This window comes from Methylibium sp. Root1272 (assembly GCF_001425905.1).
In the GTDB taxonomy this organism is placed as follows: domain Bacteria; phylum Pseudomonadota; class Gammaproteobacteria; order Burkholderiales; family Burkholderiaceae_C; genus Methylibium.
The window spans coordinates 389,563-411,902 of sequence record NZ_LMDY01000013.1; the positions used below are offsets into that span (position 1 = coordinate 389,563).

General features: G+C 71.8%; 26 protein-coding genes. 8 read left to right on the forward strand and 18 right to left on the reverse strand.

All coding sequences use genetic code 11. From position 1 onward, the window contains the following. The first annotated feature begins 45 nt into the window (after window positions 1-45). The 3 genes from ASC67_RS20870 (at window position 46) to ASC67_RS10865 (ending at window position 1,290) form a co-directional block, all read left to right on the forward strand. Window positions 46-198 (forward strand): hypothetical protein, encoded by a 153-nt coding sequence (locus tag ASC67_RS20870; RefSeq protein WP_164481709.1) that lies wholly within the window; start codon window positions 46-48, stop codon window positions 196-198. Window positions 199-404: 206 nt separating this feature from the next. Beyond that, window positions 405-833 (forward strand): DoxX family protein, encoded by a 429-nt coding sequence (locus ASC67_RS10860; RefSeq protein ID WP_056319644.1) that lies wholly within the window; start codon window positions 405-407, stop codon window positions 831-833. A gap of 127 nt (window positions 834-960) precedes the next feature. Next, window positions 961-1,290, forward strand: a complete 330-nt coding sequence (locus tag ASC67_RS10865) for a YqjD family protein (protein WP_056319647.1) — start codon at window positions 961-963, stop codon at window positions 1,288-1,290. Between the two features lie 11 nt (window positions 1,291-1,301). Here the strand turns inward: ASC67_RS10865 and ASC67_RS10870 are convergent, their stop codons facing one another. Further along, on the reverse strand, window positions 1,302-2,756 hold the full coding sequence (locus tag ASC67_RS10870; protein ID WP_056319649.1) for a phenylacetate--CoA ligase family protein: 1,455 nt from the start codon (window positions 2,754-2,756) through the stop codon (window positions 1,302-1,304). A 123-nt stretch (window positions 2,757-2,879) separates the two neighbouring features. Between ASC67_RS10870 and ASC67_RS10875 the strand changes: the two genes are divergently transcribed. Beyond that, window positions 2,880-3,725, forward strand: coding sequence for a universal stress protein (locus ASC67_RS10875; protein WP_056319651.1), 846 nt, complete (start codon window positions 2,880-2,882; stop codon window positions 3,723-3,725). Window positions 3,726-3,759: 34 nt separating this feature from the next. After that, entirely contained in the window at window positions 3,760-4,557 is a 798-nt protein-coding gene (locus tag ASC67_RS10880) for a formate/nitrite transporter family protein (RefSeq protein WP_056319654.1), read from the forward strand. Here ASC67_RS10880 and ASC67_RS10885 read toward each other — a convergent pair. The 16 genes from ASC67_RS10885 to ASC67_RS10960 all read right to left on the reverse strand — a co-directional run bounded on the left by ASC67_RS10885 (window position 4,530) and on the right by ASC67_RS10960 (window position 19,574). Then, window positions 4,530-5,816 (reverse strand): RNA polymerase sigma factor, encoded by a 1,287-nt coding sequence (locus ASC67_RS10885; RefSeq protein WP_056319657.1) that lies wholly within the window; start codon window positions 5,814-5,816, stop codon window positions 4,530-4,532. The genes ASC67_RS10880 and ASC67_RS10885 overlap by 28 nt on opposite strands. A 14-nt stretch (window positions 5,817-5,830) precedes the next feature. Then, window positions 5,831-6,244, reverse strand: a complete 414-nt coding sequence (locus tag ASC67_RS10890) for a VOC family protein (RefSeq protein ID WP_056319660.1) — start codon at window positions 6,242-6,244, stop codon at window positions 5,831-5,833. A gap of 63 nt (window positions 6,245-6,307) precedes the next feature. Then, on the reverse strand, window positions 6,308-6,835 hold the full coding sequence (locus tag ASC67_RS10895; RefSeq protein WP_056319663.1) for an SRPBCC family protein: 528 nt from the start codon (window positions 6,833-6,835) through the stop codon (window positions 6,308-6,310). 39 nt (window positions 6,836-6,874) lie between these two features. After that, window positions 6,875-7,288 carry a YciI family protein gene (locus ASC67_RS10900; RefSeq protein ID WP_056319666.1) on the reverse strand — a complete coding sequence of 138 codons (414 nt, stop codon included), beginning with the start codon at window positions 7,286-7,288 and terminating at the stop codon, window positions 6,875-6,877. 128 nt (window positions 7,289-7,416) lie between these two features. After that, a complete protein-coding gene (locus ASC67_RS10905; protein ID WP_056319670.1) occupies window positions 7,417-7,779 on the reverse strand; it encodes a YciI family protein in 363 nt (120 codons plus the stop codon). A gap of 89 nt (window positions 7,780-7,868) precedes the next feature. Next, window positions 7,869-9,863 (reverse strand): family 2A encapsulin nanocompartment cargo protein cysteine desulfurase, encoded by a 1,995-nt coding sequence (locus ASC67_RS10910; RefSeq protein ID WP_056319676.1) that lies wholly within the window; start codon window positions 9,861-9,863, stop codon window positions 7,869-7,871. A gap of 12 nt (window positions 9,864-9,875) precedes the next feature. Continuing rightward, window positions 9,876-10,805: a family 2A encapsulin nanocompartment shell protein gene (locus tag ASC67_RS10915; protein ID WP_056319680.1), complete on the reverse strand. Its 930-nt coding sequence runs from the start codon at window positions 10,803-10,805 to the stop codon at window positions 9,876-9,878. A gap of 138 nt (window positions 10,806-10,943) precedes the next feature. After that, window positions 10,944-11,192 carry a helix-turn-helix domain-containing protein gene (locus ASC67_RS10920; protein ID WP_056319686.1) on the reverse strand — a complete coding sequence of 83 codons (249 nt, stop codon included), beginning with the start codon at window positions 11,190-11,192 and terminating at the stop codon, window positions 10,944-10,946. Next, complete coding sequence (gene epsC / locus ASC67_RS10925) at window positions 11,189-12,157, reverse strand: serine O-acetyltransferase EpsC (RefSeq protein ID WP_056319690.1); 969 nt, start codon at window positions 12,155-12,157, stop codon at window positions 11,189-11,191. The genes ASC67_RS10920 and epsC overlap by 4 nt, the downstream gene beginning before the upstream one ends. Continuing rightward, the gene (locus tag ASC67_RS10930; protein ID WP_056320806.1) at window positions 12,142-12,612 is read right to left on the reverse strand and encodes a rhodanese-like domain-containing protein; all 471 of its coding nucleotides are present in this window, start codon (window positions 12,610-12,612) and stop codon (window positions 12,142-12,144) included. Before ASC67_RS10930 ends, epsC begins: the two co-directional genes overlap by 16 nt. Window positions 12,613-12,774: 162 nt before the next feature. Then, on the reverse strand, window positions 12,775-14,106 hold the full coding sequence (locus ASC67_RS10935; RefSeq protein ID WP_056319693.1) for an HD-GYP domain-containing protein: 1,332 nt from the start codon (window positions 14,104-14,106) through the stop codon (window positions 12,775-12,777). A gap of 134 nt (window positions 14,107-14,240) precedes the next feature. Then, on the reverse strand, window positions 14,241-15,542 hold the full coding sequence (locus ASC67_RS10940) for an O-acetylhomoserine aminocarboxypropyltransferase/cysteine synthase family protein (RefSeq protein WP_056319696.1): 1,302 nt from the start codon (window positions 15,540-15,542) through the stop codon (window positions 14,241-14,243). Window positions 15,543-15,608: 66 nt separating this feature from the next. Next, entirely contained in the window at window positions 15,609-16,571 is a 963-nt protein-coding gene (locus tag ASC67_RS10945) for an alpha/beta hydrolase (RefSeq protein WP_056319699.1), read from the reverse strand. 64 nt (window positions 16,572-16,635) lie between these two features. After that, window positions 16,636-16,884, reverse strand: coding sequence for a DUF3297 family protein (locus ASC67_RS10950; protein ID WP_056319702.1), 249 nt, complete (start codon window positions 16,882-16,884; stop codon window positions 16,636-16,638). Window positions 16,885-16,953: 69 nt separating this feature from the next. Continuing rightward, window positions 16,954-17,283: a hypothetical protein gene (locus ASC67_RS10955; protein ID WP_056319707.1), complete on the reverse strand. Its 330-nt coding sequence runs from the start codon at window positions 17,281-17,283 to the stop codon at window positions 16,954-16,956. A gap of 791 nt (window positions 17,284-18,074) precedes the next feature. After that, the gene (locus ASC67_RS10960) at window positions 18,075-19,574 is read right to left on the reverse strand and encodes a DUF3943 domain-containing protein (protein ID WP_056319710.1); all 1,500 of its coding nucleotides are present in this window, start codon (window positions 19,572-19,574) and stop codon (window positions 18,075-18,077) included. A 96-nt stretch (window positions 19,575-19,670) separates the two neighbouring features. On the opposite strand from ASC67_RS10960, the gene ASC67_RS10965 reads away from it, so the two are divergent. Further along, on the forward strand, window positions 19,671-19,916 hold the full coding sequence (locus tag ASC67_RS10965; protein WP_056319714.1) for a DUF2805 domain-containing protein: 246 nt from the start codon (window positions 19,671-19,673) through the stop codon (window positions 19,914-19,916). Window positions 19,917-19,923: 7 nt separating this feature from the next. Here ASC67_RS10965 and ASC67_RS10970 read toward each other — a convergent pair whose 3' ends face one another. Continuing rightward, window positions 19,924-20,772, reverse strand: coding sequence for a ProQ/FINO family protein (locus ASC67_RS10970; protein ID WP_082535955.1), 849 nt, complete (start codon window positions 20,770-20,772; stop codon window positions 19,924-19,926). Between the two features lie 48 nt (window positions 20,773-20,820). On the opposite strand from ASC67_RS10970, the gene ASC67_RS10975 reads away from it, so the two are divergent. After that, window positions 20,821-21,441: a TetR/AcrR family transcriptional regulator gene (locus ASC67_RS10975; RefSeq protein ID WP_056319718.1), complete on the forward strand. Its 621-nt coding sequence runs from the start codon at window positions 20,821-20,823 to the stop codon at window positions 21,439-21,441. A gap of 92 nt (window positions 21,442-21,533) precedes the next feature. Continuing rightward, window positions 21,534-22,232, forward strand: a complete 699-nt coding sequence (locus tag ASC67_RS10980) for an SDR family oxidoreductase (RefSeq protein WP_056319721.1) — start codon at window positions 21,534-21,536, stop codon at window positions 22,230-22,232. Window positions 22,233-22,340: the final 108 nt, after the last annotated feature.

Here is a 22,340-nt window from a genome sequence, read left to right on the forward strand (position 1 = left end):
GCGCGCCGAGTCTCTCTTCGCCTGCGGTCCGAGGAGGACACCACCATGACCCTGTGCCCCATCGCCGTCGCCGTCGGCTGCAAGAAGTGCCCGGCCTTCTCGGTCTGCCCGCTGAAGAGCGTGATCGGGGACGTCAAGAAGCCCGACGACGCCGCGGCCGGCAGCAAACCGGCGCACCGCGACCCGGCGAAGAAATAGTCACAGGACGCCGCGCACGCCGGGCTTCGGCCGGCGGGCCCTCAGCCGTTTTGAACGATGCCTTCACGTCCGGCCACTCCCGGCGCGCCTCGGCGCGCCTAAGCTTCCTGCATCGAGAAACCCGTTCCCCGGCCCGTGTGGCCAGCGCAGTGAGGAGCCGGTTTCGAAGCCGAACCGCATCTTTGCAACCTCACGGAGAAATTCTCATGCTCGACACCTTCAAATCCCCCCTGGCCCTGGTCGGCCGCATCCTGCTGGCGCTGATGTTCGTGCTGGCCGGCGCCGGCAAGCTCGGCGACATCTCGGGCACCGCGGGCTACATCGCCAGCGGCGGCGTGCCGTTCGCCTCGGCGGTCGCGGTCGCCGTGGGCCTGTTCGAGCTGATCGCCGGGCTGGCGCTGGCGGTGGGCTTCCAGGCGCGCTGGGCGGCGCTGGCGCTGGCGGGTTTCACCCTCTTGGCCAGCGTGCTGTTCCACCCCTTCTGGTCGCTGCCGGCCGACCAGGCCTTCGTGCAGCAACTGCTGTTCATGAAGAACGTGTCGGTCGCCGGCGGCCTGCTGCTGGTGGCGGCGCTCGGGACCGGCAGCATCGGCTTCGACGGGCGCCGCGCGGCCGGTCCGCTGGTTCGCGCCTGAGCGGGCGAGCCGCCGGCTGCAATTGACCCTGGTCAACGGGCGGCCTCGTCAGGCGCCTAGGATGGTTCTTCACCCATCCTGGGCGCTTGGCCCCGCGGCCTCGCGTCCCCACGGCAAGGAGCACTGCATGGACTCGACCACCACTTCCACCCCCGAGCACGCCACCCGCGAACGGCTGGCCCACGGCCTGCAGCAGATGGTCGACGAAGCCAATCACCTGCTGAAGGACGCGCAGCGTGCCGGCAGCGAGCAGATCGGCAGCACCCGCGAGAAGCTCGAGGCGCAACTGCGCCGCGCGCGCCGGGAGCTGGGCCGCCTGGAAGACGAGGCGCTGTACCGTGGCCGGCGCGCCGCACGCAAGGCCGACCACGCGGTGCATGAGCACCCCTACGTGGCGATCGGCGTGGCTGCCGGCGTGGGCCTGCTGCTCGGGTTGCTGATCGCGCGGCGCGATTAGAGGCGGTTGCCTCAGCGCCGTGCGGGCCCGCGTGCCGGGGGCTTGCGACGCACCGGCGCAGCGGGCAGCACCACCACGCGGCGCAGCTTGCCGCTCGCACGCTGGCGCAGCGGCTCGGCCGCGCTCATCGAGATGCGGGTACCGCTCACGCCGTGGTGCGCCAGGAAGGCGGCGAGCGCACGCCGCGATTGCGTGAACGCCGCGCGCGCGTCGCCGACCGAGGCCTCGAAGCGCAGTTCGATCGAATCACCGTTGCTGCCGCACAGCGCCTGGAATTGCGTGACGTGCGCGCCCTCCTCGATCGCGGTCTCCAGCGCCAGCGGCAGGATGGTCACCGGCCGGTGCTGCGCGTCGCGCAGCCGCAGCGTGTCGTCGGCGCGGCCCTGCACCTCGATCAGCGGGAAGGCGCTGCCGCAGCTGCAGCGCTCCGCCACGCGGCGCACCCGGTCGCCGAGCTGGTAGCGCAGCAGCGGCTGCGTCAGGTTGGCCAGGTTGGTGAGCAGCGTGCTGTGCGACATCTCGCCCATCGGCAGCGGCTGCAGCTGCTCGTCCACCGGCTCCAGCACCAGCCAGTCGTCGTTCAGGTGCAGCTCGCCGTGGGCGCACTCCCAGGCGATGGTGAAGAACTCGGAGGCGCCGTAGTTGTTGCGCACCGGGCAGCCGAAGGCGGCCTGGATCTGCTCGCGCTGCTCGGCCGAGAGCTGCTCGCCGCCCATCCAGACCTCCTTCAGGGTCAGCCGCAGCTGGGCGCTGCCCTCCGGCCGCTGCTGCAACTGCGCCAGCGCGGCGGCGCAGCTCGGGTAGGTGATCAGCACGCTGGGTTGCAGGGCCTGCAGCGCCTGCGCCACGTCGCGCAGCGGCTCGAGCACCGAGAGCACGCGGATCTCCGGCGCCAGCGCGGCCGGCACCAGGCGGCGCAGCCGTTCCATGCTCACCAGTCCGGCGAAGTGGCCGCCGGTGGCGCCGACGAAAGCGAAGCGCTGGCGCGCACCCCAGCTGCCCAGCGAGGCCTGGCCGGGTCCCGCGCCGCGCAGCCGCAGCGCGTCGATCGCGTCGTAGGCCGCCAGGCTGCGCGCGTCCTGCACGAACACACCCGGCTCGCCGCTCGTGCCGGAGCTGGTCCACAGCAGGTAGTCGCCGAGCCAGGCGTCGGCGATGCACTGCGGGTCGGCCACGAAGGCCTGCGCGGCGGCGCGGTTGATGCGCCGGTCGGTGGCCCAGTCGTCGAAGTGCGCCATCAGCTCGGCCTTGCTCACCGGCCGGAAGTCGGCGAGTTCGCGCGCGTCGGGGTGGCGCCGGCGATAGAACGGCGAGCCGCGCAGCGTGGCGTCGATCAGCCGCGACAGCCGCTGCCCGTGCAGGCGCTGCCCCGCGCCCGCCGGGTCGAGCCCGGCGCACCAGGTCTCGCTCCACGCCTGCATCCACAGCCAGGTGTCGAAGGGTGGCGAGGGATGTTGCGCGGTCATGGCGGGGCGACGGGCATGCGGTCGATTATGGGCAGCCGCCGTGTGCCCTGGTTGATGGATATCAAGCCGTGCCGGGCGATCGTGGCCTACGGTGTCGGGAGGGCGGGCATGAGGAGCATGGCGATGAGCAACGATCTGACATCGATCCTGGTTCATCTGGACGACGACGCCGACGGCTGCGCGCGGCGGTTGCAGGCGGCGCAGCGCGTGGCCGCCGCGCACGGGGCCCGGCTCGACACGCTGTACGCGGTGACGCCGTCGGTGCTGCAGAACCCGTATGCCTTCACCGTCGAGACAGGCGCGGCCTCGCTGCTGATCGGCGCGGAGGCCGCGCAGCGCGAACGCGCGCGCAGCGTGTTCGAGCACGCCCGGGCCCGCGCCGGCGGCCTGCCCGGGGTGAGCTGGCACGAGGCGCGCGGCGAACCGGTAGCTGCCATCGTCCGCCGCGGCTGGGCGTCCGACCTGCTGGTGCTGGGTCAGCACGATCCGGACGCCGAGGGCCGGAGCGGCGCGCCGCCCCACTTCGCCACCTCGGTGCTGGTCGACAGCGGCAAGCCGGCGCTCGTGCTGCCTTACGTGGACACCGGCGCAGCGCTCGGCGACACCGTGCTCGTGGCGTGGAAGCCCACGCGCGAGTCGGCGCGTGCCGTCACCGCGGCGCTGCCGCTGCTGCGGCGGGCGCGCCAGGTGCACGTAATCGCCTGGGACGAATGGGAAGACCCCGATGCGCGCACGCCGCTGGAGATCGAATCCTTCCTGCAGCACCACGACATCGCGGCCACGCTGCACCGCGGCGTGCGGCCGAGCGGTGGGCTGGGCGAACTGCTGTTGTCGCAGGCGGCGGACCTGCAGGCCGACCTGCTGGTGATGGGCTGCTACGGCCACGGCCGGGCGCGCGAGTGGGTGCTGGGCGGCGTGACGCGCACGGTGCTGCGCTCGATGACGCTGCCGGTGCTGATGGTGCACTGAGCATGCAGACCCGCGTGCCCCGCCGGCACCGCGCATGAGCGACCTGTACGGGCTCGACGCCTACGCGCCGAAGGAGATCGCCGCGCGCGTCAGCGAGATCGGCGTCGCCAAGGCGCGGCTGCCGGGGCTGTCGCTGGCGCTGCTGGGCGTGCTCGCCGGGGCCTACATCGGCCTGGGCGCCATGATGTCCACGCTGGTGGCGAGCGATGCCACGCTGGGTTTCGCGGTGTCGCGCCTGCTCGGCGGGCTGGTGTTCTCGCTCGGCCTGATGCTGGTGGTGGTGGCGGGTGCGGAGCTGTTCACCGGCAACAACCTGCTCGTGATGGCCTGGGCCGGCGGGCGCATCGGCGGTCTCGAGCTGCTGCGCCACTGGGCGCTGGTGGGCGCGGCCAATCTGGTCGGTGCGGCTGGCCTGGCGCTGCTGGTCTGGCTGTCGGGCCACGGCGCGCTGCAGCAGGGAGAGGTGGGCCGCACCGTGGTCCGTATCGCGACCGCGAAGGCGCAGCTGCCACTGGCCGAGGCCTTCTTCCGTGGCGTGCTGTGCAATGTGCTGGTCTGCATGGCGGTGTGGATGGCGCTGGCCGGGCACAGCGTGACCGACAAGCTGCTGGCCATCGTGTTCCCGGTCACCGCCTTCGTCGCCGCCGGCTTCGAGCACTCGATCGCCAACCTGTACTTCTTTCCGCTGGCGCTGCTGCTGGGCGCGCCGCTCGCCGCAGCCGACATCGCAAGCAATCTGCTCGCGGTGATCGCCGGCAACCTGGTCGGCGGCGGCGTGCTGGTGGCGCTGGTCTACTGGGTGATCTACCTGCGGCCGGCGTCGCGCGACTGAGCGGCCCGGTCCAGCAGCAGCTCGCGCTCGCGCGCATTGCGCGTCAGCCCTGCCGCCCGCTCGAACTCCGCGTGCGCCTCGTCGTGACGGCCCAGCTTGGCCAGCAGGTCGCCGCGCACGCTGGGCAGCCAGTGGTAGCCGGCGAGCGCCGGGCTCGATGCGATCGCATCGACGATCTCCAGCCCCGCTGCCGGTCCGAAGGCCATGCCGACCGCGACCGCGCGGTTGAGCTCGATCACCGGAGACGGCGCCACCTGCGCCAGCGCGTCGTACAGCGCCACGATCAGCGGCCAGTCGGTGTCGGCGGCCTTCGCCGCGCGCGCATGGCAGGCCGCGAGTGCCGCCTGCAGCGCATACGGCCCGCGCAGGCCGCCCAGCGCCGTGGCGCGCTCCAGCGCGGCCAGGCCGCGGCGGATCAGCAGCGGGTCCCAGCGCGCGCGGTCCTGGTCGAGCAGCAGCACCGGCCGCCCTCGCACATCGGTGCGGGCCGCGGTGCGCGAGGCCTGGATCTCCATCAGCGCCACCAGGCCGTGCACCTCGGGCTCGTCGGGCGCCAGCCCGGCCAGCACGCGGCCCAGGCGCAGCGCCTCGTCGCACAACGCCGGGCGCATCCAGTCGTCGCCCGCGGTGGCCGCGTAGCCCTCGTTGAAGATCAGGTAGACCACCTCCAGCACCGAGGCGAGGCGAGGCGCGCGCTCCTGGGCCTGCGGCACCTCGAAGGGCACGCGGGCCGCGCTCAGCGTGCGCTTGGCGCGCACGATGCGCTGCGCGATCGTCGCCTCCGGCGCCAGGAAGGCGCGCGCGATCTCGTCGGTGCTCAGCCCGCCCAGCAGGCGCAGCGTGAGCGCCACGCGCGCCTCGGTGCCGAGCACCGGATGGCAGGCGGTGAAGATCAGGCGCAGCAGGTCGTCGCCGATGTCGTCCTGGCGCGCCGCGTCGAGCGCATCGACGAAGTCCGGCACCACGCTGGCCTGCAGCGCGTCGAGGTCTGCGCCGAGTTCCTGCTGCTTGCGCGCGTGCAGCGCGTCCTGCCGCAGCCGGTCGAGCGCGCGGTGCTTGGCGGTGGTCATCAGCCAGGCCCCGGGGTTGTCGGGCAGGCCGTCGACGGGCCAGTGCTCGAGCGCCGCAACGAGCGCGTCCTGCGCCAGCTCCTCGGCCACGCCGACGTCGCGCACCATGCGCGCCACGACGGCGACGATCCTGGCCGATTCGATGCGCCAGACGGCATCGATCGCGCGCTGCGTGTCGGTCGTCGCCACCGGCCGCTTGCCGTTCAGGCCGCGCCCGCGGCCGAGGGATCGCCGCTCATGTGCACCAGCTCCCAGATGTGGCCGTCGAGGTCCTCGTAGCCGTGACCGTACATGAAGCCGTGGTCCTGCGGTGGCCGCGGCACCGTGGCGCCGGCGGCCAGCGCCTTGGCGACCAGTGCGTCCACCTCGGCGCGGCTCTCGCACGACAGGCACACCAGCACCTCGGTGGTCTGCCTCGCATCGGCGATCGGCTTGTCGGTGAAGCCCTTGAAGAAGGGCTCGGTGAGCAGCATCGCATAGAGGTTCGGCGCCAGCACCAGGCACGCGGCCAGGTCGTTGGTGAAGTTCGCATCGAAGCCGTAACCCAGGGCCTTGAAGAAGGCCATCGAGCGCGGCAAGTCCTTGACGGGCAGGTTGACGAAGATCTGTTGGTGCATGGCGGGCCTCGCGGAGACGGTGGGTGGAAAAGGGGAGAGAGGCAGCGCGGTGGAGTGCGGCGCTCAGCGCGCCTCGGCCGCGGTCTTCAGGTTCACGAGGCCGGCCTCGAAATCGGTGCCGACCATGCGGTCCATGTCGAAGAACACGCCCATCAACTTCGACATGAAATTGGCGGGACCGTGCATCGCCCAGGTGACCTGGGTCCCGCCGCCGTCGGGGCGCAGCGTGAACTCGGCGGTGTTGTGGGCGGTGAAGGGCTGCTCGAAGTCGAGCGCGATCGTCACGCGGGTCGGCGCCTGCACCTCGGTGATCTTCATGCTGCCGACGCCGACCTCCTTGCTCTCCCACGCGTAGAAGGCGCCGGGGCCGCGGGTGACATCGCCGTAGCGCTGCTTCATCGCCGGGTCCTTGCGCACGTAGGGGTTCCAGGTGTTGAAGCCCTTCAGGTCCTCGATCAGCGCGAACACCCGCTCGGGCGGCGCCTCGATGCGCAGGCTGCGCTCGACGCGGAACTGGTCGGGCCGTGTGGCGGCATAGAGGAGCAGCACGATCAGCGCTGCCAGCACCGCGAGGCCGAGGGTCTTGAGCATGGTGAGTCCTTTCGGGAGATCCGGGGTCGAGGCGGCGCCTCAGCCCTGCGAAGCCTGCAGCGCGCGGAAGCGCTCCAGCGCCGCGCCGGGTGGGAGCTCATCGAGCTCGTAGAGCTGCCGCACCTCCACCTCGCCATCGGCCAGCGCGCCCATCGGCGCCGGGAAGCGCCGCGCCCACTCCACGGCCTCCTCGCGCGAGCGGGTCTGGATCAGCGTGTAGCCGGCGATCAGCTCCTTGCTCTCGGCGAAGGGCCCGTCGGTCACCGTGCGCCGGCCTCCGGCATAGCGGATGCGCCATCCGGCGCGGCTGGGCTGCAGGCCCGCGGCGTCGAGCAGCACGCCCGCCTGCGCCAGGGCCTCGTGGTAGGCCACCATCGCGGCCATCAGGCTGTCGTCGGGCATCGCGCCCGCCTCGGTGTCGGACGTGGCCTTCACCATGATCATGAATCGCATCGAAGTTCTCCCGGTCGTGACGGTGAGCGCCTTGCGCGGGCTCTCAGGGGTACGACGAACGAAGACGGGCCGGATCGACAGCGGCCGCTGCAGGACATGCAGAAAATTGCGGCGGGGCGCGGGAGAGGTCAGGCCGCCGACTCGAAGCACGGCCCGACCTGCCGCACCTCCACCGTGCACCACTCGGCGGCCGGGCAGGCGGCGGCGATCGCCAGCGCTTCGTCGCGCGTGGCCACGTTCAGCAGGAAGAAGCCGCCGACCATCTCCTTGGCCTCGGCGAACGGGCCGTCGGTCAGCTGGGGACGGCCGTCGCGCACCTGCAGCCGCACGGCCTCGCGGGTGGAGGCCAGCGAGTTGCTGGCTTCCAGCACCCCGCGCGCCTGCAGGCCGGCGCCGAACTGCAGCATGCGTTCATAGGCCAGTTTGCCGGCCTCGACGCCGCGCTCGCGGCGCTGGCCGGTCGGTTCGACGATCAGCAGCATGTAGGACATATCGGCTCCCGGTCACCGGCTCGCGCGCCCGATGGGGTGCGACGGCGTGACCCGGTGCCGATTCTGCGTCGGGCAGGAAAGCCCGACCGTCAGCGTCCCGGAACGCGCCGCGCGCCGCTCAGCCGGCGCACCACCGCGACGAAGCGGTCCACTTCCTCGCAGGTGTTGTAGAACGCCAGCGAGGGCCGCACCGTGGTCTCGAGCCCGAAGCGGCGCAGGATCGGCTGGGCGCAGTGGTGGCCGGTGCGCACCGCGATGCCTTCCTCGTTGAGTGCCCTGCCCACCTCGTCGGTCGTGTAGCCGTCGAGCACGAAGGACAGCACGCTGGCCTTGTCGCGCGCGGTGCCCACCAGCCGCACGCCGGCGATCGGGCGCAGCGCGTGCGTCGCGTAGTCCAGCAGGTCGTGTTCGTAGCGCGCGATGTTCTCGATGCCCACGCGCTCCACGTAGTCGAGCGCCGCGCCCAGACCCACCGCGTCGGCGATGTTGCCGGTGCCGGCCTCGAAGCGCGTCGGCGGCCCGTGGTAGACGGTCTTCTCGAAGGTCACGTCGGCGATCATGTTGCCGCCGCCCTGCCACGGGGGCATGTCCTCGAGCACCTCGCGCTTGCCGTACACCACGCCGATGCCGGTCGGGCCGAAGATCTTGTGGCCGGAGAAGACGAAGAAGTCGGCGTCGAGCGTCTGCACGTTCACCCGCATGTGCGAGACCGACTGCGCACCGTCGACCAGCGCCTTCGCGCCCGCACGGTGCGCCAGCTCGACGATCTCCTTCACCGGCACCACGGTGCCCAGCGCGTTGGACACCTGCGTCACCGAGACGATCTTCGTGCGGTCGTTGAGCAGCTTGCGGTACTCGTCGAGCAGCACCTGGCCGCTGTCGTCGACCGGAATCACGCGCAGCGTCGCGCCCTTCTCGGCGGCGAGCTGCTGCCACGGCACGATGTTGGCGTGGTGCTCGAGGTGCGAGACCACGATCTCGTCGCCGGCGCCGATGTTCTGCGCGCCCCAGCTCTTGGCCACCAGGTTGATAGCCTCGGTGGTGCCGCGCACGAACACGATCTCGTCGACCGAGCCGGCGCCGATGAAGCGGCGCACCTTCTCACGTGCCCCTTCGTAGGCGTCGGTGGCGCGCGCTGCCAGCTCGTGGGCGGCGCGGTGGATGTTGGAGTTCTCGTGCGCGTAGAAATAGGCGATGCGGTCGATCACCGACTGCGGCTTGTGCGTCGTCGCGGCGTTGTCGAACCACACGAGCTGGCGACCGTTGACGCGCTCCTGCAGGATCGGGAAATCGCGCCGGACCGACTGCACGTCGAACGGTGGATGGGCCGAGGCCGCCGCGTTCGGGACGGCGCCGGCAGGGCTGCCGTGCGGGCCGGGATGGCGCTGAGCGTCGAGAAAGTAGAACGCGCCCGGCGAGGCCGCCGCGGGGGCGCCGCCGGCCGCCGGCGTGTCGCTGCGCAGCAGCGAGCGCAGGTCCGCGTCCTGCGGCAGGCCGGTCGGCGCGCTGCCGAGCGGCGCGATGCGCGCCTCGGTCGCGCCCGGCCCGGGCGTCGCGTGCGACAGGAAGTAGAACGGTGAGGGGGCGTCGGCTGCGGGCGCTGTGGGCGCGCCGCCGGCCGGCGGGTGCGACGGCAGCCCGCCGAGCGGCGATGCGGCCGGCACGACCTGCGGCACGCCGAGCGCGTGACTGCCGAGGCGGCCGTCGAGCGTCGGCGGGACGGTGGCTGCGTGCTCGGGCAGCCCGTTCGGCGCGGCCGCATGCGGCACCAGCGCCGGGGTCGAGGCGCCATGCGCCGCGGCGTGCTGGGGTGCGCTCGGCACGAGATTGGCGCCGGGTGCCGCGGCACCGAGCGGCAGCACATTGGGCGTGGCCGGACCGCCGGACAGGACGCTGGGCAAGGACAGGCCGGGCGGAGCCGGCTGCGCTGGCAGCGGCACACCGCCGCGGGCGCCACCCTCGCCCGGCAGCGCGGCGAAGAACTCACCCGCCAGCCGCGCGAGCGTGGCGGGGTCGGGCAGGCCGGGCGGCAACGCAGGCTGCGCCGCCGCGACCGGGCCGCTCAGGGCATCGGACGTGGACATCGCGGCGCCTTCTTACTTGTAGGTGTCCGGATAGTCGTGGTACTTGCCGATCTCCACGTCCTCCAGCACGGCCAGCGCGTCGGGCGTCTGCACCGCCAGCGAGCAGTACAGCGAGATCAGGTAGGACGCGATCGCGTTGCGGTTGATGCCCATGAAGCGCACCGACAGCCCCGGGCTCTGCTCGCCCGCGAGGCCCGGCTGGTACAGACCGACCACGCCCTGGCGCTTGTCGCCCACGCGCAGCAGCAGGATCTTGGTCTTGCCGTCGGCGATCGGCAGCTTGTCGCTCGGGATCAGCGGCACGCCGCGCCAGGTGAGGAACTGCGAACCGAACAGGCTCACGGTCGGCGGCGGCACGCCGCGGCGCGTGCACTCGCGGCCGAAGGCGGCGATGGCCAGCGGGTGGGTCAGGAAGAAGGCCGGCTCCTTCCACACCTTGGTCAGCAGCTCGTCGAGGTCGTCGGGCGTGGGCGCGCCGGTCAGCGGGAACACGCGCTGCGCATCGGCCACGCTCGCCAGCAGGCCGTAGTCGGGGTTGTTGATCAGCTCGCTTTCCTGGCGTTCCTTGATCGTCTCGATCGTCAGGCGCAGCTGCTCCTTGATCTGGTCGTGCGGGCTGCTGTAGAGGTCGGACACGCGGGTGTGCACGTCCAGCACCGTGCTGACGGCATTGAGGAAGTACTCGCGCGGCTGCTCCTCGTAGTCGACGAAGGTGGTCGGCAGCTCGGCCTCGTCGCGCTGGGTGCAGGCGACCAGCACGTCCTGCGGGTTCTTGACCTGGTTCAGGCGGTAGATGCCCGCCTCCACGGGAATCCACTGCAGCAGGTGCGTCAGCCAGCGCGGGCTGATGGTCGAGAGCTGCGGGACGGTCTTGGTGGCGTTGGCAAGCTGCCGCGCCGCGTTGTCACCGAGGGCCAGCTGAGCCGGCTGGTTCTTAGCCATGGAGGAACTCCTGATCGAGCGAACGAGAGAATTGGTAATAAGGAAATGCGCCGAACGAATATCGCCGCGTTGCGGTGCAGCATCAACCGGCTATAGCCACCAATCGCGCCGCGACAGGACCGTTTCGGCCGCCTCGGCCTAGCTGGCAACAACCCCTTGGGCCTGCGGCTCCTGCTCGCAGCGCGCCAGCAGGCTGGACAGCCGCACGTCGAGCGCCGTGGCCAGCTTGCTCATCGTCGAGAGCGACGGCACCGCATCTCCGCGCTCGACCTCGCCGAGATAGCTGCGGTTGATCTCCGCGCGATGCGCCAGCAGCTCCTGCGACCAGCGCCGCTGCTCGCGGTGCTGCCGCACGACACGGCCGAAATGGGTGGTCAGCGAGCTCATGCGCGGCCCTCGCCGGACACTTCGTTCTGCGCGTTGGCCTGCGTCACGTTGCTGCCCGGCGGCACGCTGCGCGTGAGCCACACGTTGCCGCCGATCGTCGAGCCGCGGCCGATGGTGATGCGGCCGAGGATCGTGGCGCCCGCATAGACCACCACGTCGTCCTCGACGATCGGGTGGCGCGGCAGGCCCTTCTGCAGGTCGCCCTTCTCGTCGGTCGGAAAGCGCTTGGCGCCCAGCGTCACCGCCTGGTAGACCCGCACGCGCTCGCCGATCACCGCGGTCTCGCCGATCACGACGCCGGTGCCGTGGTCGATGAAGAAGCCCGGCCCGATCTCGGCGCCGGGGTGGATGTCGATGCCGGTCTTGCCGTGCGCCAGCTCGGCGACGATGCGCGCCAGCAGCGGCACGCCCAGCTGGTACAGCCGGTGAGCGATGCGGTGGTGGATCATCGCCTCGATGCCGGGGTAGCACAGCAGCACCTCGTCGACGCTGCGCGCCGCCGGGTCGCCGCGGAACGAGGCCTGCACGTCGCTGTCGAGCAGGCTGCGAATCTGCGGCAGCGCCGCGGCGAACTCGCGCACCTTCGCCAGCGCCTGGGCATAGCTGTCGAGGTCGGGGCGGCCGTGCTGGCGCGCGTCGTGACGCAACTCCAGCCGCAACTGGCCGAGCAGCGCGTTGAGCGCCGTGTCGAGCGTGTGGCCGACGTAGTAGTCCTCGCTCTCCTGGCGCAGGTCGGGCGGGCCCAGGCGCATCGGGAACAGCGCGCCGCGCAGACCCTGCACGATGTCCTCCAGCGCCTCGCGCGACGGCAGCTCGCGACCGCCGGGCTCGCGCGGCCGCTGTTGCCCGGTGCGCCAGCGCTCGCGCGCGGCGCGCAGCTGCGCGACGACGGCGCCCAGGTCGAAGCTCGGTGCGGCGTCGACCTGCAGCACGCCCGCTGCGGTGCTGCTCAATCCTGCACCCATGGCAGGCCGTGGTGGCGCCAGCCGTCGGCATGGCCACGCTGCTGCGCGGCGTCGAGTTCGCCCTCGAAGCCCTCGAGCACGTTGAAGGCCAGCGTGAAGCCGGCCCTGGCCGCGGCTTCGGCGGCCAGCGCCGAGCGCTTGCCGCTGCGGCACAGCAGCAGCACGACCTGGTCCTTGCCGACCTTGGCCTCGAGCTCGCGAGCGAAGCGCGGGTTGCGCGTCAGAGAGGTGCCGGTGGCCCAGGCCACGTGCACGCTGTCAGGCACGTGGCCGACGAACTTGCGCTCCTCGGCCGAGCGCACGTCGACCAGCACCGCGTGGCCCTGCTGCACCAGCGCCCAGGCATCGCGCGGCGTCACGCCGCCTGCATAGGGGAGGTCGGCCTCATCGGCCTGCCGGCGAGCGGCGGCCAGCACCGGCAGCCCGGACAGAACATCTTCGAGAACAGCGGACATGGCGTTCACGCGGACCCGCCGTGGCGGCACGGCGGCGATCGCTTGGGTGGTCATGGACAGGAACGCCAGCGTACGGAGACGCCGCGCGAACCGGAACCAATCAAAGCGCGCTTGCTTATGCGCGAAGCAAGCATGCCCGGCCAGGCCGCCGGGCGTCGACGCTCAGGGCGCTTCGCAGACCGAGGTCGCCGCCCACAGCCGCTCGATCGGGCCGGCCGCCGGAGCGTCGGGGTTCTCGACGCCGACGATCTGGTCCTTGCACCAGCGCGCGGCCAGGTCCAGGTCCCAGATGTCGATGTTGCGGGTGTCGCGCGGCGAGTGGCACACCTTGACCTTGGGCTTGAGCGGCTGGTCGTCGTTCTGGGCCACCACCACCGCCAGCAGCCCGGAGTCCAGCCGCACCAGCGTGCCCATCGGGTACAGGCCCACGGTCTGCACGAAGGCCTGGAACACCACCGGGTCGAACTGGCCCTTCCACTGCGCCATCTGGCGCAGCGTCTCGCCCGGATCCCAGCAGTCCTTGTAGGGGCGGTGCGAGGTCAGCGCGTCGTACACGTCGCACACCGAGGCCATGCGCGCGAACAGCGAGATCTCGAGGCCCTCGAGCTGGTTCGGGTAGCCGCGGCCGTCCATGCGCTCGTGGTGCTGCAGGCAGACGGCCAGCACCATCGGCGGCAGCCGGCCGGCGCTGTGCGTCAGCACCTCGTGGCCGCGCGCGGCGTGGGTGCGGATGATGTCGTACTCGGCCGCCGACAGCTGGTCCGGCTTGTCGAGGATGTGCGAGGGAATGAAGGCCTTGCCGATGTCGTGCAACAGGCCCGCCAGCCCGGCCTGGTGCGTCTGTCGCGGGTTGAAGCCCATCTTGCGCGCCAGCGACAGCATCAGCGCGCACACCGACACCAGGTGCACGAAGGTGCACTCGGTCTGGCGGTGGGCACGCGCCACGCTGATCAACGCGCCCGGGTCCTGCACCACCGAGGCGTCGATGTCGTGCACGAGCTGGATGCAGTCGGCGTAGTCGGGCTCGCGGCCCAGGCGCACGTCGTGGAACAACGCACGCAGCACCGCCTGGCCGTGCAGACACAGCGCCGTGGCGCGCTGCAGGTTGAGCGGCGGACGGGTCGCGGTGCGGGGCTCGACGGGCGGGGCCGGCGGGGCGGCCTGCCAGTCCAGTCGCATCATCGGCAGGGGCTCGGAGGCCGGGCCCGGCGCGGACGGCGGCGGGTCGATCAGCGGCAGCGGCGCCGTCACCGCGAAGAACAGCTCCAGCTCCACCGCCTGCTGCACCGCCTCGCGCGTCTGACCGCCCGGCGCGTCGAGACCCTGGCTCTCGTCGATCCAGACCTCGGCCACGCCGCTGTCCAAGATCATCTGCACGTGATCGCCTTCGAGCAGGAACTCGTTGCGCCACAGCGGGTGATCGCGGCGCGAGTCGTTCAGCGCGTGCAGGAACATGCCGGGCTTGAGCTGCGCGACGGGAATGAGCTTGATCATGAGGCGGTCCCCGGAAGGCGGACACGGAAGCGTGTCGTACGCTTTTGTTAACGGCATCGCGCCCGGGCGGCCGAAGACGGCCGCCCACGCGACCCGCTGGCGGCGCATACCGCCTGCGGGTGCAGGGGATTCACCTACACGCGCGCCAGCGCCTGCTCCAGGTCGGCCAGCAGGTCGTCGAGGTGCTCGATGCCCACCGACAGCCGCACCGTGTCCTCGCCGACGCCGGCCTTCACCAGCTCCTCCGGCGAGAGTTGCCGGTGGGTGGTCGAGGCCGGGTGTGTGGCCAGCGATTTCGCGTCGCCGATGTTCACCAGCCGCGTGAACAGCCCCAGCGCGTCGAGGAAGCGCGCGCCGGCCTCGCGGCCGCCGCCGGCCGGGCTCTTGATGCCGAAGGTCAGCAGGCCCGAGGCCTTGCCCGACAGGTACTTCTGCACCAGCGCGTGGTCGGGGTGGTCCTCGAGCCCGGCGTAGTTGACCCAGCCCACCTTGGCGTGGCGCTGCAGGTACTGCGCCACCGCCAGCGCGTTGCTGCAGATGCGGTCCATGCGCAGCGCCAGCGTCTCGATGCCCTGCAGGATCAGGAAGGCGTTGAACGGCGAGATCGCCGCGCCGGTGTTGCGCAGCGGCACCACTCGCGCGCGGCCGATGTAGGCCGCCGGGCCCAGCGCGTCGGTGTAGACCACGCCGTGGTAGCTGACGTCGGGCTCGTTCAGGCGCCTGAAGCGTTCCTTGTGCTGCGCCCAGGGGAACTTGCCGGAGTCGACGATCGCGCCGCCCACGCTGTTGCCGTGGCCGCCCAGGTACTTGGTGAGCGAGTGCACCACGATGTCGGCGCCGTGCTCGAAGGGCCGGCTCAGGTAGGGCGAGGGCACGGTGTTGTCCACGATCAGCGGCACCCCGTGGCGGTGCGCCACCTCGGCGATCTTCGCGATGTCGGTGATGTTGCCCTGCGGGTTGCCGAGCGACTCGACGAACACCGCCTTCGTCTTGCCGTCGATCAGCGGCTCGAACGAGGCCGGGTCGCGGTAGTCGGCGAAGCGCGTCGTGATGCCGTACTGCGGCAGCGTGTGCGCCAGCAGGTTGTAGGTGCCGCCGTACAGCGCGCTCGAGGCCACGATGTTGTCGCCGGCCTCGGCGATGGTGAGGATGGCGTACGTGACCGCGGCCTGGCCCGAGGCCAGCGCCAGCGCGGCGATGCCGCCTTCGAGCGCCGCGACGCGCTGCTCCAGCACGTCCTGCGTCGGATTCATGATCCGCGTGTAGATGTTGCCCGGCACCTTCAGGTCGAACAGGTCGGCGCCGTGCTGCGCGCTGTCGAAGGCGTAGGCGACGGTCTGGTAGATCGGCACCGCGACCGCCTTGGTGGTCGGGTCGGGCTTGTAGCCGCCGTGCACGGCCAGGGTCTCGAACTTCAGCGGAGGGCGGTCGCTCATCGGGCGGCTCCAGGGGGTGGCGGGAGCCGGGAGCCTAGGCGGTCGGGGGCGGATTGGGAACTATGGTTAGTGCATAGGCCTGCTCGGCGCGGGAGGACGGGCCCCACCCCCTCGTTCGAGAAGAAAGGCGCTCAGCGGAACGAGCGACGCCGCGGCGGCTTCCTCCTGCGGGAGATGGCCCACGTCGGGCAGCGAGACCAGGCGACTGTCCGGCACGACTTTCAGATAGTCGGCTGCGTTCGCGAACGGGATCATCGCGTCGCGTTCGCCCCAGATCAGCAGCGTCGGAGCCCGGATGGCAGCGAGCAGCGGACCCGGGTCGACCAGCACCGTCTGCCGCAGCCGCGCGAGCAAGGCCAGCCGCGTGCCGGGCCCCAGCATGAGGTCGTGGTAGCGGGTGGTGAGTTCGTCGGTCAGCGCGTTCGGGTCGGCGTAGGCCGGCTGCAGGTTCATGCGAAGCAGCGGCCTGGGCAGCACCCAGCGCATGAGCCCGAGCGCGGCCGGCACCGTGGCCGGCGTGCCGTACGCGAAGCCCGGGCTCGCGAATCCGTCCGGCGACACGAGCACGAGCCGGTCCACGCGCTCGGGATATCGGGCGGCGAAGGTCCAGGCAATGCGCCCGCCGATCGAGTGCCCCACGAGGTGGGTGCGTTGCAGGCCGAGGTGGTCCATCAGCGCCAACAGCAGTTCGATGCTGCGTGCGTCGGTGTAGTCGCCGGTGGGGTCCGGCGCGCTCAGGCCGCTGCCGGGCAGATCGAAGCGGATCACCCGGTGCGTGGTGCTCAGGCCGTGGGCCCACGGCTCCCAGGTGTGCAGGCTCGCGCCGAAGCCATGGACGAGGATGACGGCGGGCGCCTCGCGTGGGCCGGTGTCGCGCACATGGAGCCGCCAGCCGGCCAGCGGGATCAGGTCGCCGGGCTCGGCGAGGTACCTGGACTCGAGCTGGCTTCGTTCCTTGTCGGGCGTCCAGAGCGCGTAGGCGCACAGCGCCACGGCCAACAACAGAACGAACAGCAGGACCGACTTCATGGTGCGCCTTGTCGAGGGCCACGGGGAAGCCGGACCCTAACCCGGTTGCGGGCCTCGCCGCGACTCAGCGGTAGAACGCCTCCACCTTGCCCTTGAGCTTGATCATCAGCGGCTTGCCCTTGCGGTCCAGCGTGCGGCCGGCCGGCACCTTGACCCAGCCTTCGCTGAGGCAGTACTCCTCGACGTCGAAGCGCTCCTTGTCGTTCAGGCGGATGCCGATCTCGTGTTCGAACACGGCCGCGACATGGTGCGGACTGGACGGGTCGACGGACAGCCGGTCGGGCAAGGCGGGCGTGGCAGGGGCTTCGGTCATGGGCAGCCTCGGAAGGGTGGCAAGGGAGAGTCCTCGATTGTCGAGGACGGGGCTCACCCGCGTCGGGCCCTAGCCGACGCTGAGGTTGCAGTCGCAGCCGCGCCCGGCGGAGATCGAGCGCCGGGCCCAGCGCCCGAGCGCCGGGGCGAGCCAGCGCACCGCCTTCGGCAGAAAGCGGGACGGCTGCTCGATCAGTCCGCAGCGGTAGAGCCCGCCGCCGACGTCGCCGTCACCGGCCTCGCGCCACAGCAGTGCGGCGCAGGCGCCCCGGGTGCGGCGGCTCACCAGCACGCCGGCTGGGCAAGGCTCGCTGGCGCAGCAGACGCCGCAGCCGTTGCAGGGCTGGCCGGCGGCCGGCTTCGGCGGCGCGTCGACGTGGAGCTGGATGACTGCGTGCATCGGTCCATGTTCGCCGCGATCGCGCCGCGGCGATGGCCGGAACAGCGCGGTGGGTCGGGGTCATTCACGGCCGGGCGGTTGGCGATGCTGCCCCCGAGGTACTTTGCGCATGCAGCTCGACTGCGGCGCGTCGGCCATGGGTTGAAGTCCGCAGAGGTCTGCTTTCGTGCCGCGCGCGCGCGTCGCGGCAGGCGCTGCCCGCTGGGGGCTCAGGCTGGGGCGGTCGGCCTTGCAGGCCGACTGCACTGCGATGCTCGCGCCAGGGTCGTGCCGCAGAACTCACTGCGCGCCCTGCGGGCGCTCCGTTCAGACAACTGCGGCAAGTCAGTTCACGAAGCGCGCTGGCGCGCGCCGACCCTGACGCTGTGCTTCTCGTCGCCCCAGACATCGCCCCAAGCGGGCAGCGCCTGCCGCGACCACCACCACCGGTGGCCTGCGGGTCGAACACCACTGCGGCTCAGCAAAGGCCGCCTGCCCGGGCTCGCCTTTGCCGCACCGATACCGGCGCCGCGAAGAGCTCCGGAAGAGCTTCTTCAGCGGCATCCGAACAGGGCTCAGTTCGCGAGCTGCTTTGAAGGGGACTCCATCCGTGCGCCAGTCTCTCTCGTCTGGTGGCGCCGATTGCGCGCCAGGCGTCGTCGACGCTTCGTGCGCCCGGGAAGTTACTGGTCTCCTATCCGAGTCGGGTGTCGCAGGTGGCGATGGTGTGAGGCCTTTCACCGGCCCCGGAATGGGTGCGGAGATATCGATCGAGGTTGCCGTCGACGGCAGCGAGTTGAGATATGCCGCACTCAGTGCGCGGACGGCTCCCGCCACTCCACCGCCCCGAAGCCATCGGCGCCGAGCAGCGTGTAGTAGAGGCCCACGGTGCCCAGCGTCTGCGTGCGGTCGCCGACGCCGGGGTAGTTGGCGTCGCGGTGCGACCAGACGTACTTCACGCCCACGGCGTGCCGCTTGTGGAGGCGCCAGTTGAAGGCGGTGTCGACGCGGGTGATGTCGTCGCGCCCGGCCGCGCGGTTGGCGATGCTGCCGAGGAAGTACTTCTGCGCCTGCAGGTCGACCGAGGCGCGGTCACCGGCGATCAGCCGCAGCGCGAGGCTCAGGCGCGGCGCCATGCCGTAGTGGTAGTCGCGGTCCTCGGTGGTGCGGCGCAGCGTGCTGGCGGCCGAGTAGCCCAGGCCCGCGAGCACCGTGCCCTGCAGCGCCAGCCGCTCGGAGGCCCACCACTGCCCGGTCGTGCCGAGCGACAGCGCGGTGGTCGAGAGATTGAAGATCTGCGGCGCCAGGTAGTCGTAGCTGCCGTACAGGCCCCACAGGCCACGGACGTTGTCGCCGATCGCGTAGTCGGTGCCGAACAGCAGGCCGCGGGTGGCCAGCGTCTCCACGCCGTTGGCGCTGGAGGCGGCGGCGTGGAAGCTGAAGTAGTCGAACGGGCGGCGGTAGGTGTAGCCGTCCTTGCCGGGCAAGCCGTAGTCGAGCGCGAAGTCGATCACCGCCTCGTCGCGTTCCAGGTCGCGCGAGCTGCCCAGGTTGTCCTGCGCCGCGCGGGCGACGCCGAGGCGCAGCCGGCTGTAGTAGACCGGGTCGTTGTCGACGAAGGCGCCTTCGAAGCGCGAGCCGAAGGTGAGGCGCGTGAAGCCCAGCGAGGGCGAGATGCCGGCGGCGATCGCCTCGCGCCAGGGGCGCGACAGGCCGCCCGGGCCGTTGAGCACCAGATGGGCCATGCGGAACAGCGGTTCGCCCAGGAAGCTGCCGGCGATGCCGCTGGCGATCTGGTCGTTGTACGACGGCGGCGTCTGCTCGCCGAGAATCTCCCAGCCCACGCTGCCGGCGAAGGTGTAGCCGGCGGCTTCCCAATAGCTCAGGCCGCTCGCGCGGGCCGCCCCGTGGTACAGCGAGCCCTGGTAGGGGTGGGCGAACTGGTTGATGTCGAACGGGTCGTTGTCGACCACCCACGGCCCGCGCAGGTTGCGGCGGATCGACGCGCGGCTGACGTCGTAATCGGACGTGCCGCTGAAGCGCCGGTTGTAGCGGTTCAGCAGGAAGTCGAAGCCGATGATCTGCAGCGCCGGGATGACGTAGCTTTTGTCGGGTGCGCTGGCGGCGCTGGCGGCGCTGGCAGCAGGTTCAGGCGCTGGCGGTTCGGTCGTGCGATCGCGCAACTCGGCACCGGCTCCGTCGGGAGCGTCTGCTGCGCCGAAGGACGGTGCGGTGAGCAGGAGGCCGAGCGCGGCGATGACGCACGGCCAGGTTCGAGGCGGTCGCGTGGGAAGGATGGGGAAACAGGGCATGGGCGCATGCTCTCCGGCGGCCGCCGCACGGTCTGTCGGACGACGCGCCCGGCGCGTGTCGGACGGCGCTCGCTGCGGCGGCCGACAATCGCTGCCATGGCGAAACCCATCCCCCGTCTGACCGCCGCGGAAATCCAGCGCGTGATCGCCACCGCATGGGACGACCGGCCGCCGTTCAGCGCGGTGCTGCGCGAGCACGGCCTGTCGCACGGCGAGCTGGTTCAGCTGCTCAAGCGCGAGCTCACGCCCAATGCCTACAAGGTCTGGGTCGCGCGGACCAAGGCGGCACCGGCCCGCTCGGCTGCGCCAGCACGCCGCGCGCCGCCGAAGGCCGCGCGCTGAGCCGGTCTCAGCGGCCCGGCCGGCCGGGCCCGGGCGGCCGGCGGCGCGCGCCGGAAGGCCGTGCGCCGCGCGGATCGCGATCGCCCCGCGCGGCGTCGCCCGGCTGCGGTCGCTGCTGGGGCGGCCGTTGCGGTTGCGGCTGCGAGGCGCGCCGGTCCCGCTCTTCGCGCGCCAGGGCGAGCCCGGCGTCGAGGTCCGTTTCCGTGAGCCCCTTGAGCGCGCAGAAGTTGGCCCGCGTCAGCGTGCTGGTTTCGTAGGCCCGCAACAGCGCCGCGCGCTCGCGCTGCGCCGCCTCGGCCGCGCTGTGAGCCTGCCGGGCTTCGTCGTGTGCCGCGCGCTGCGCCTGGCGCTCCGCCGCGCGGCGTGCGTCGTGTAGCGCGCGGCGGCGTTCCAGCTCGCCGGTGGCGGCCGTGCGGTGCAGATCGGCCACGTCGCCGGCCGGCTGGCCGTCGAGGTCGACGCGCTGCGCGGCGCCCACCAGCGCCTTCAGGTAGGCGGTGCTGGTCGTGTGCCGGTGCAGGAAGGCCGACAGCGACTTCTTGGTGAACACGCCCGGAGCCCGCTGCTGGATGTCGGCCTGGATGCCGAGCTTCAGCGGCAGGAACACGCCGGGGCCGAAGGCGGCCGGAAACAAGGGGGCGAGTTGCGCGGCCGTCGCGGCGGGCGAAGCGGTCGGCGTGCTTGCGGCCGGTGCGGCCGGTGTCTCGTCCGTCGGGGCGGCAGCAGGGGCATCGCTCTCGGTGGGCGGCAGGGGGTGATCGGACACGGTGAGGCGGCGGGGCAGGGTCGGTGGCGGATTGTCGCTGCAGCGGCGAGCGCCGCGCTGCAGGCCGCCGCGACCGGCGAGGCGGGTCATGGCCCTGCCGCGATGCGGGAGAAACGGATTGAATATGATGACCGTCATATGAAAGCGCAGTCCAAGCCGTCCGCCCGTCGCAGCAGCCCGCCGTCGACCGAGCCGTCGCGCAAGGACCTCACGCGCGAGCGCATCGTCGGCACGGCCGCGCGCGCCATCCGCCGCAGTGGCTACGACGGCACCGGCGTGGCCGATCTGATGAAGGAAGCCGGCCTGACGCACGGCGGCTTCTACGCCCACTTCGCGTCGCGCACCGCGTTGCTGGCGGAGGCGGCCGACCGGGCCGGAGCCGACAGCGCCGCACATCTGCGGGGCGTGGTCGCAGGCCTGCCGCCGGCGCAGGCGCTGGACGCGCTGATCGACCACTACCTGTCCGACGCGCACCTGAAGTCGGCCGAGCTGGGCTGTCCGCTGGCGGCGCTGGCCTGCGAGACACCGCGCCAGGCGCCCGAAGTGCGTGCTGCCGCGACGCGCCGCCTGAAGGAGACGATCGACCTGGTGGCGCAGTTGCTGCCAGGGCGCAGCGCGCCCGAGGCCCGTGCCGAGGCGATGGCCGTGGTCGGCAGCCTGGTCGGCGCCATGTCGCTGGCGCGCGCCGTCGACGATCCGCGTCTGTCGCGGGCGTTGCGAGAGGCCTGCCGGCAGTCCCTGAAACACCGCCGGGGTTGACCGCCGATCTGCAGGCGGCGCAACCCGGCTTTCGTCCGACGCATGACGGTCGTCATGCGAATTCACCCGCTCATCTCCTGGAAGGACACCTCATGAAGATCAAGGACTCCGTCGCGCTGGTCACCGGCGCCAACCGCGGCCTCGGCCGTGCCTTCGCCGCCGCGCTGCTGGCCGGTGGCGCCCGCAAGGTCTACGCCGCTGCGCGCGATCCGGCCAGCGTCACGCTTGCCGGCGTCACGCCGGTCAAGCTGGATGTGACGAACGCGCAGCAGGCCGTGGCGCTGGCCCGCGAGCTCGGCGACGTGTCGCTGCTGATCAACAACGCCGGCATCCTGCGCGGCGCCGGCTTGCTGGAAGCCGGCTCGGTGGAGGCGGCGCGTGCCGAGATGGAAACGCACTTCTTCGGCCCGCTGCAACTGAGCCAGGCCTTCGCGCCGGTGCTCGCGCGCAACGGCGGCGGCGCCATCCTCAACGTGCTGTCGGTGCTGAGCTGGATCAGCATGCCGGGCGTCAGCACCTACTGTGCGTCGAAGGCGGCCGAATGGTCGCTGACCAACGGCCTGCGCAACGAGCTGCGCGCGCAGGGCACGCAGGTCGTCGGCCTGCACGTGGGCTACATGGACACCGACATGGTCCGCGGCGTCGACGCCGCGAAGTCCGCGCCCGAGGACGTGGTGCGCCAGGCCTTCGCGGTGCTCGAGTCCGGCGGCTACGAGGTACTGGCCGACGAGATCAGCCGTCAGGTGCGCCAGGGCCTGTCGGCCGAGCCGGCGGTCTACGCGGGGAGTTGACGCACGACGGCGAGCGAGTGCGCGAGCACGACGCTCGTCCGCAATCGCGTTCGCCGCAGATCGACACGCGGTTTCCTTCGTTGGCGCGCCGCGGCGGGCCGCAGAGAC

Coding starts and splice junctions, on each gene's coding strand:
- ASC67_RS20870 (WP_164481709.1), top strand. CDS start 46: ATGACCCTGTGCCCCATCGCCGTCGCCGTCGGCTGCAAGAAGTGCCCG.
- ASC67_RS10860 (WP_056319644.1), top strand. CDS start 405: ATGCTCGACACCTTCAAATCCCCCCTGGCCCTGGTCGGCCGCATCCTG.
- ASC67_RS10865 (WP_056319647.1), top strand. CDS start 961: ATGGACTCGACCACCACTTCCACCCCCGAGCACGCCACCCGCGAACGG.
- ASC67_RS10870 (WP_056319649.1), bottom strand. CDS start 2,756: ATGACCGCGCAACATCCCTCGCCACCCTTCGACACCTGGCTGTGGATG.
- ASC67_RS10875 (WP_056319651.1), top strand. CDS start 2,880: ATGAGCAACGATCTGACATCGATCCTGGTTCATCTGGACGACGACGCC.
- ASC67_RS10880 (WP_056319654.1), top strand. CDS start 3,760: ATGAGCGACCTGTACGGGCTCGACGCCTACGCGCCGAAGGAGATCGCC.
- ASC67_RS10890 (WP_056319660.1), bottom strand. CDS start 6,244: ATGCACCAACAGATCTTCGTCAACCTGCCCGTCAAGGACTTGCCGCGC.
- ASC67_RS10895 (WP_056319663.1), bottom strand. CDS start 6,835: ATGCTCAAGACCCTCGGCCTCGCGGTGCTGGCAGCGCTGATCGTGCTG.
- ASC67_RS10900 (WP_056319666.1), bottom strand. CDS start 7,288: ATGCGATTCATGATCATGGTGAAGGCCACGTCCGACACCGAGGCGGGC.
- ASC67_RS10905 (WP_056319670.1), bottom strand. CDS start 7,779: ATGTCCTACATGCTGCTGATCGTCGAACCGACCGGCCAGCGCCGCGAG.
- ASC67_RS10910 (WP_056319676.1), bottom strand. CDS start 9,863: ATGTCCACGTCCGATGCCCTGAGCGGCCCGGTCGCGGCGGCGCAGCCT.
- ASC67_RS10915 (WP_056319680.1), bottom strand. CDS start 10,805: ATGGCTAAGAACCAGCCGGCTCAGCTGGCCCTCGGTGACAACGCGGCG.
- ASC67_RS10920 (WP_056319686.1), bottom strand. CDS start 11,192: ATGAGCTCGCTGACCACCCATTTCGGCCGTGTCGTGCGGCAGCACCGC.
- epsC (WP_056319690.1), bottom strand. CDS start 12,157: ATGGGTGCAGGATTGAGCAGCACCGCAGCGGGCGTGCTGCAGGTCGAC.
- ASC67_RS10930 (WP_056320806.1), bottom strand. CDS start 12,612: ATGTCCGCTGTTCTCGAAGATGTTCTGTCCGGGCTGCCGGTGCTGGCC.
- ASC67_RS10935 (WP_056319693.1), bottom strand. CDS start 14,106: ATGATCAAGCTCATTCCCGTCGCGCAGCTCAAGCCCGGCATGTTCCTG.
- ASC67_RS10940 (WP_056319696.1), bottom strand. CDS start 15,542: ATGAGCGACCGCCCTCCGCTGAAGTTCGAGACCCTGGCCGTGCACGGC.
- ASC67_RS10945 (WP_056319699.1), bottom strand. CDS start 16,571: ATGAAGTCGGTCCTGCTGTTCGTTCTGTTGTTGGCCGTGGCGCTGTGC.
- ASC67_RS10950 (WP_056319702.1), bottom strand. CDS start 16,884: ATGACCGAAGCCCCTGCCACGCCCGCCTTGCCCGACCGGCTGTCCGTC.
- ASC67_RS10955 (WP_056319707.1), bottom strand. CDS start 17,283: ATGCACGCAGTCATCCAGCTCCACGTCGACGCGCCGCCGAAGCCGGCC.
- ASC67_RS10960 (WP_056319710.1), bottom strand. CDS start 19,574: ATGCCCTGTTTCCCCATCCTTCCCACGCGACCGCCTCGAACCTGGCCG.
- ASC67_RS10965 (WP_056319714.1), top strand. CDS start 19,671: ATGGCGAAACCCATCCCCCGTCTGACCGCCGCGGAAATCCAGCGCGTG.
- ASC67_RS10970 (WP_082535955.1), bottom strand. CDS start 20,772: ATGACCCGCCTCGCCGGTCGCGGCGGCCTGCAGCGCGGCGCTCGCCGC.
- ASC67_RS10975 (WP_056319718.1), top strand. CDS start 20,821: ATGAAAGCGCAGTCCAAGCCGTCCGCCCGTCGCAGCAGCCCGCCGTCG.
- ASC67_RS10980 (WP_056319721.1), top strand. CDS start 21,534: ATGAAGATCAAGGACTCCGTCGCGCTGGTCACCGGCGCCAACCGCGGC.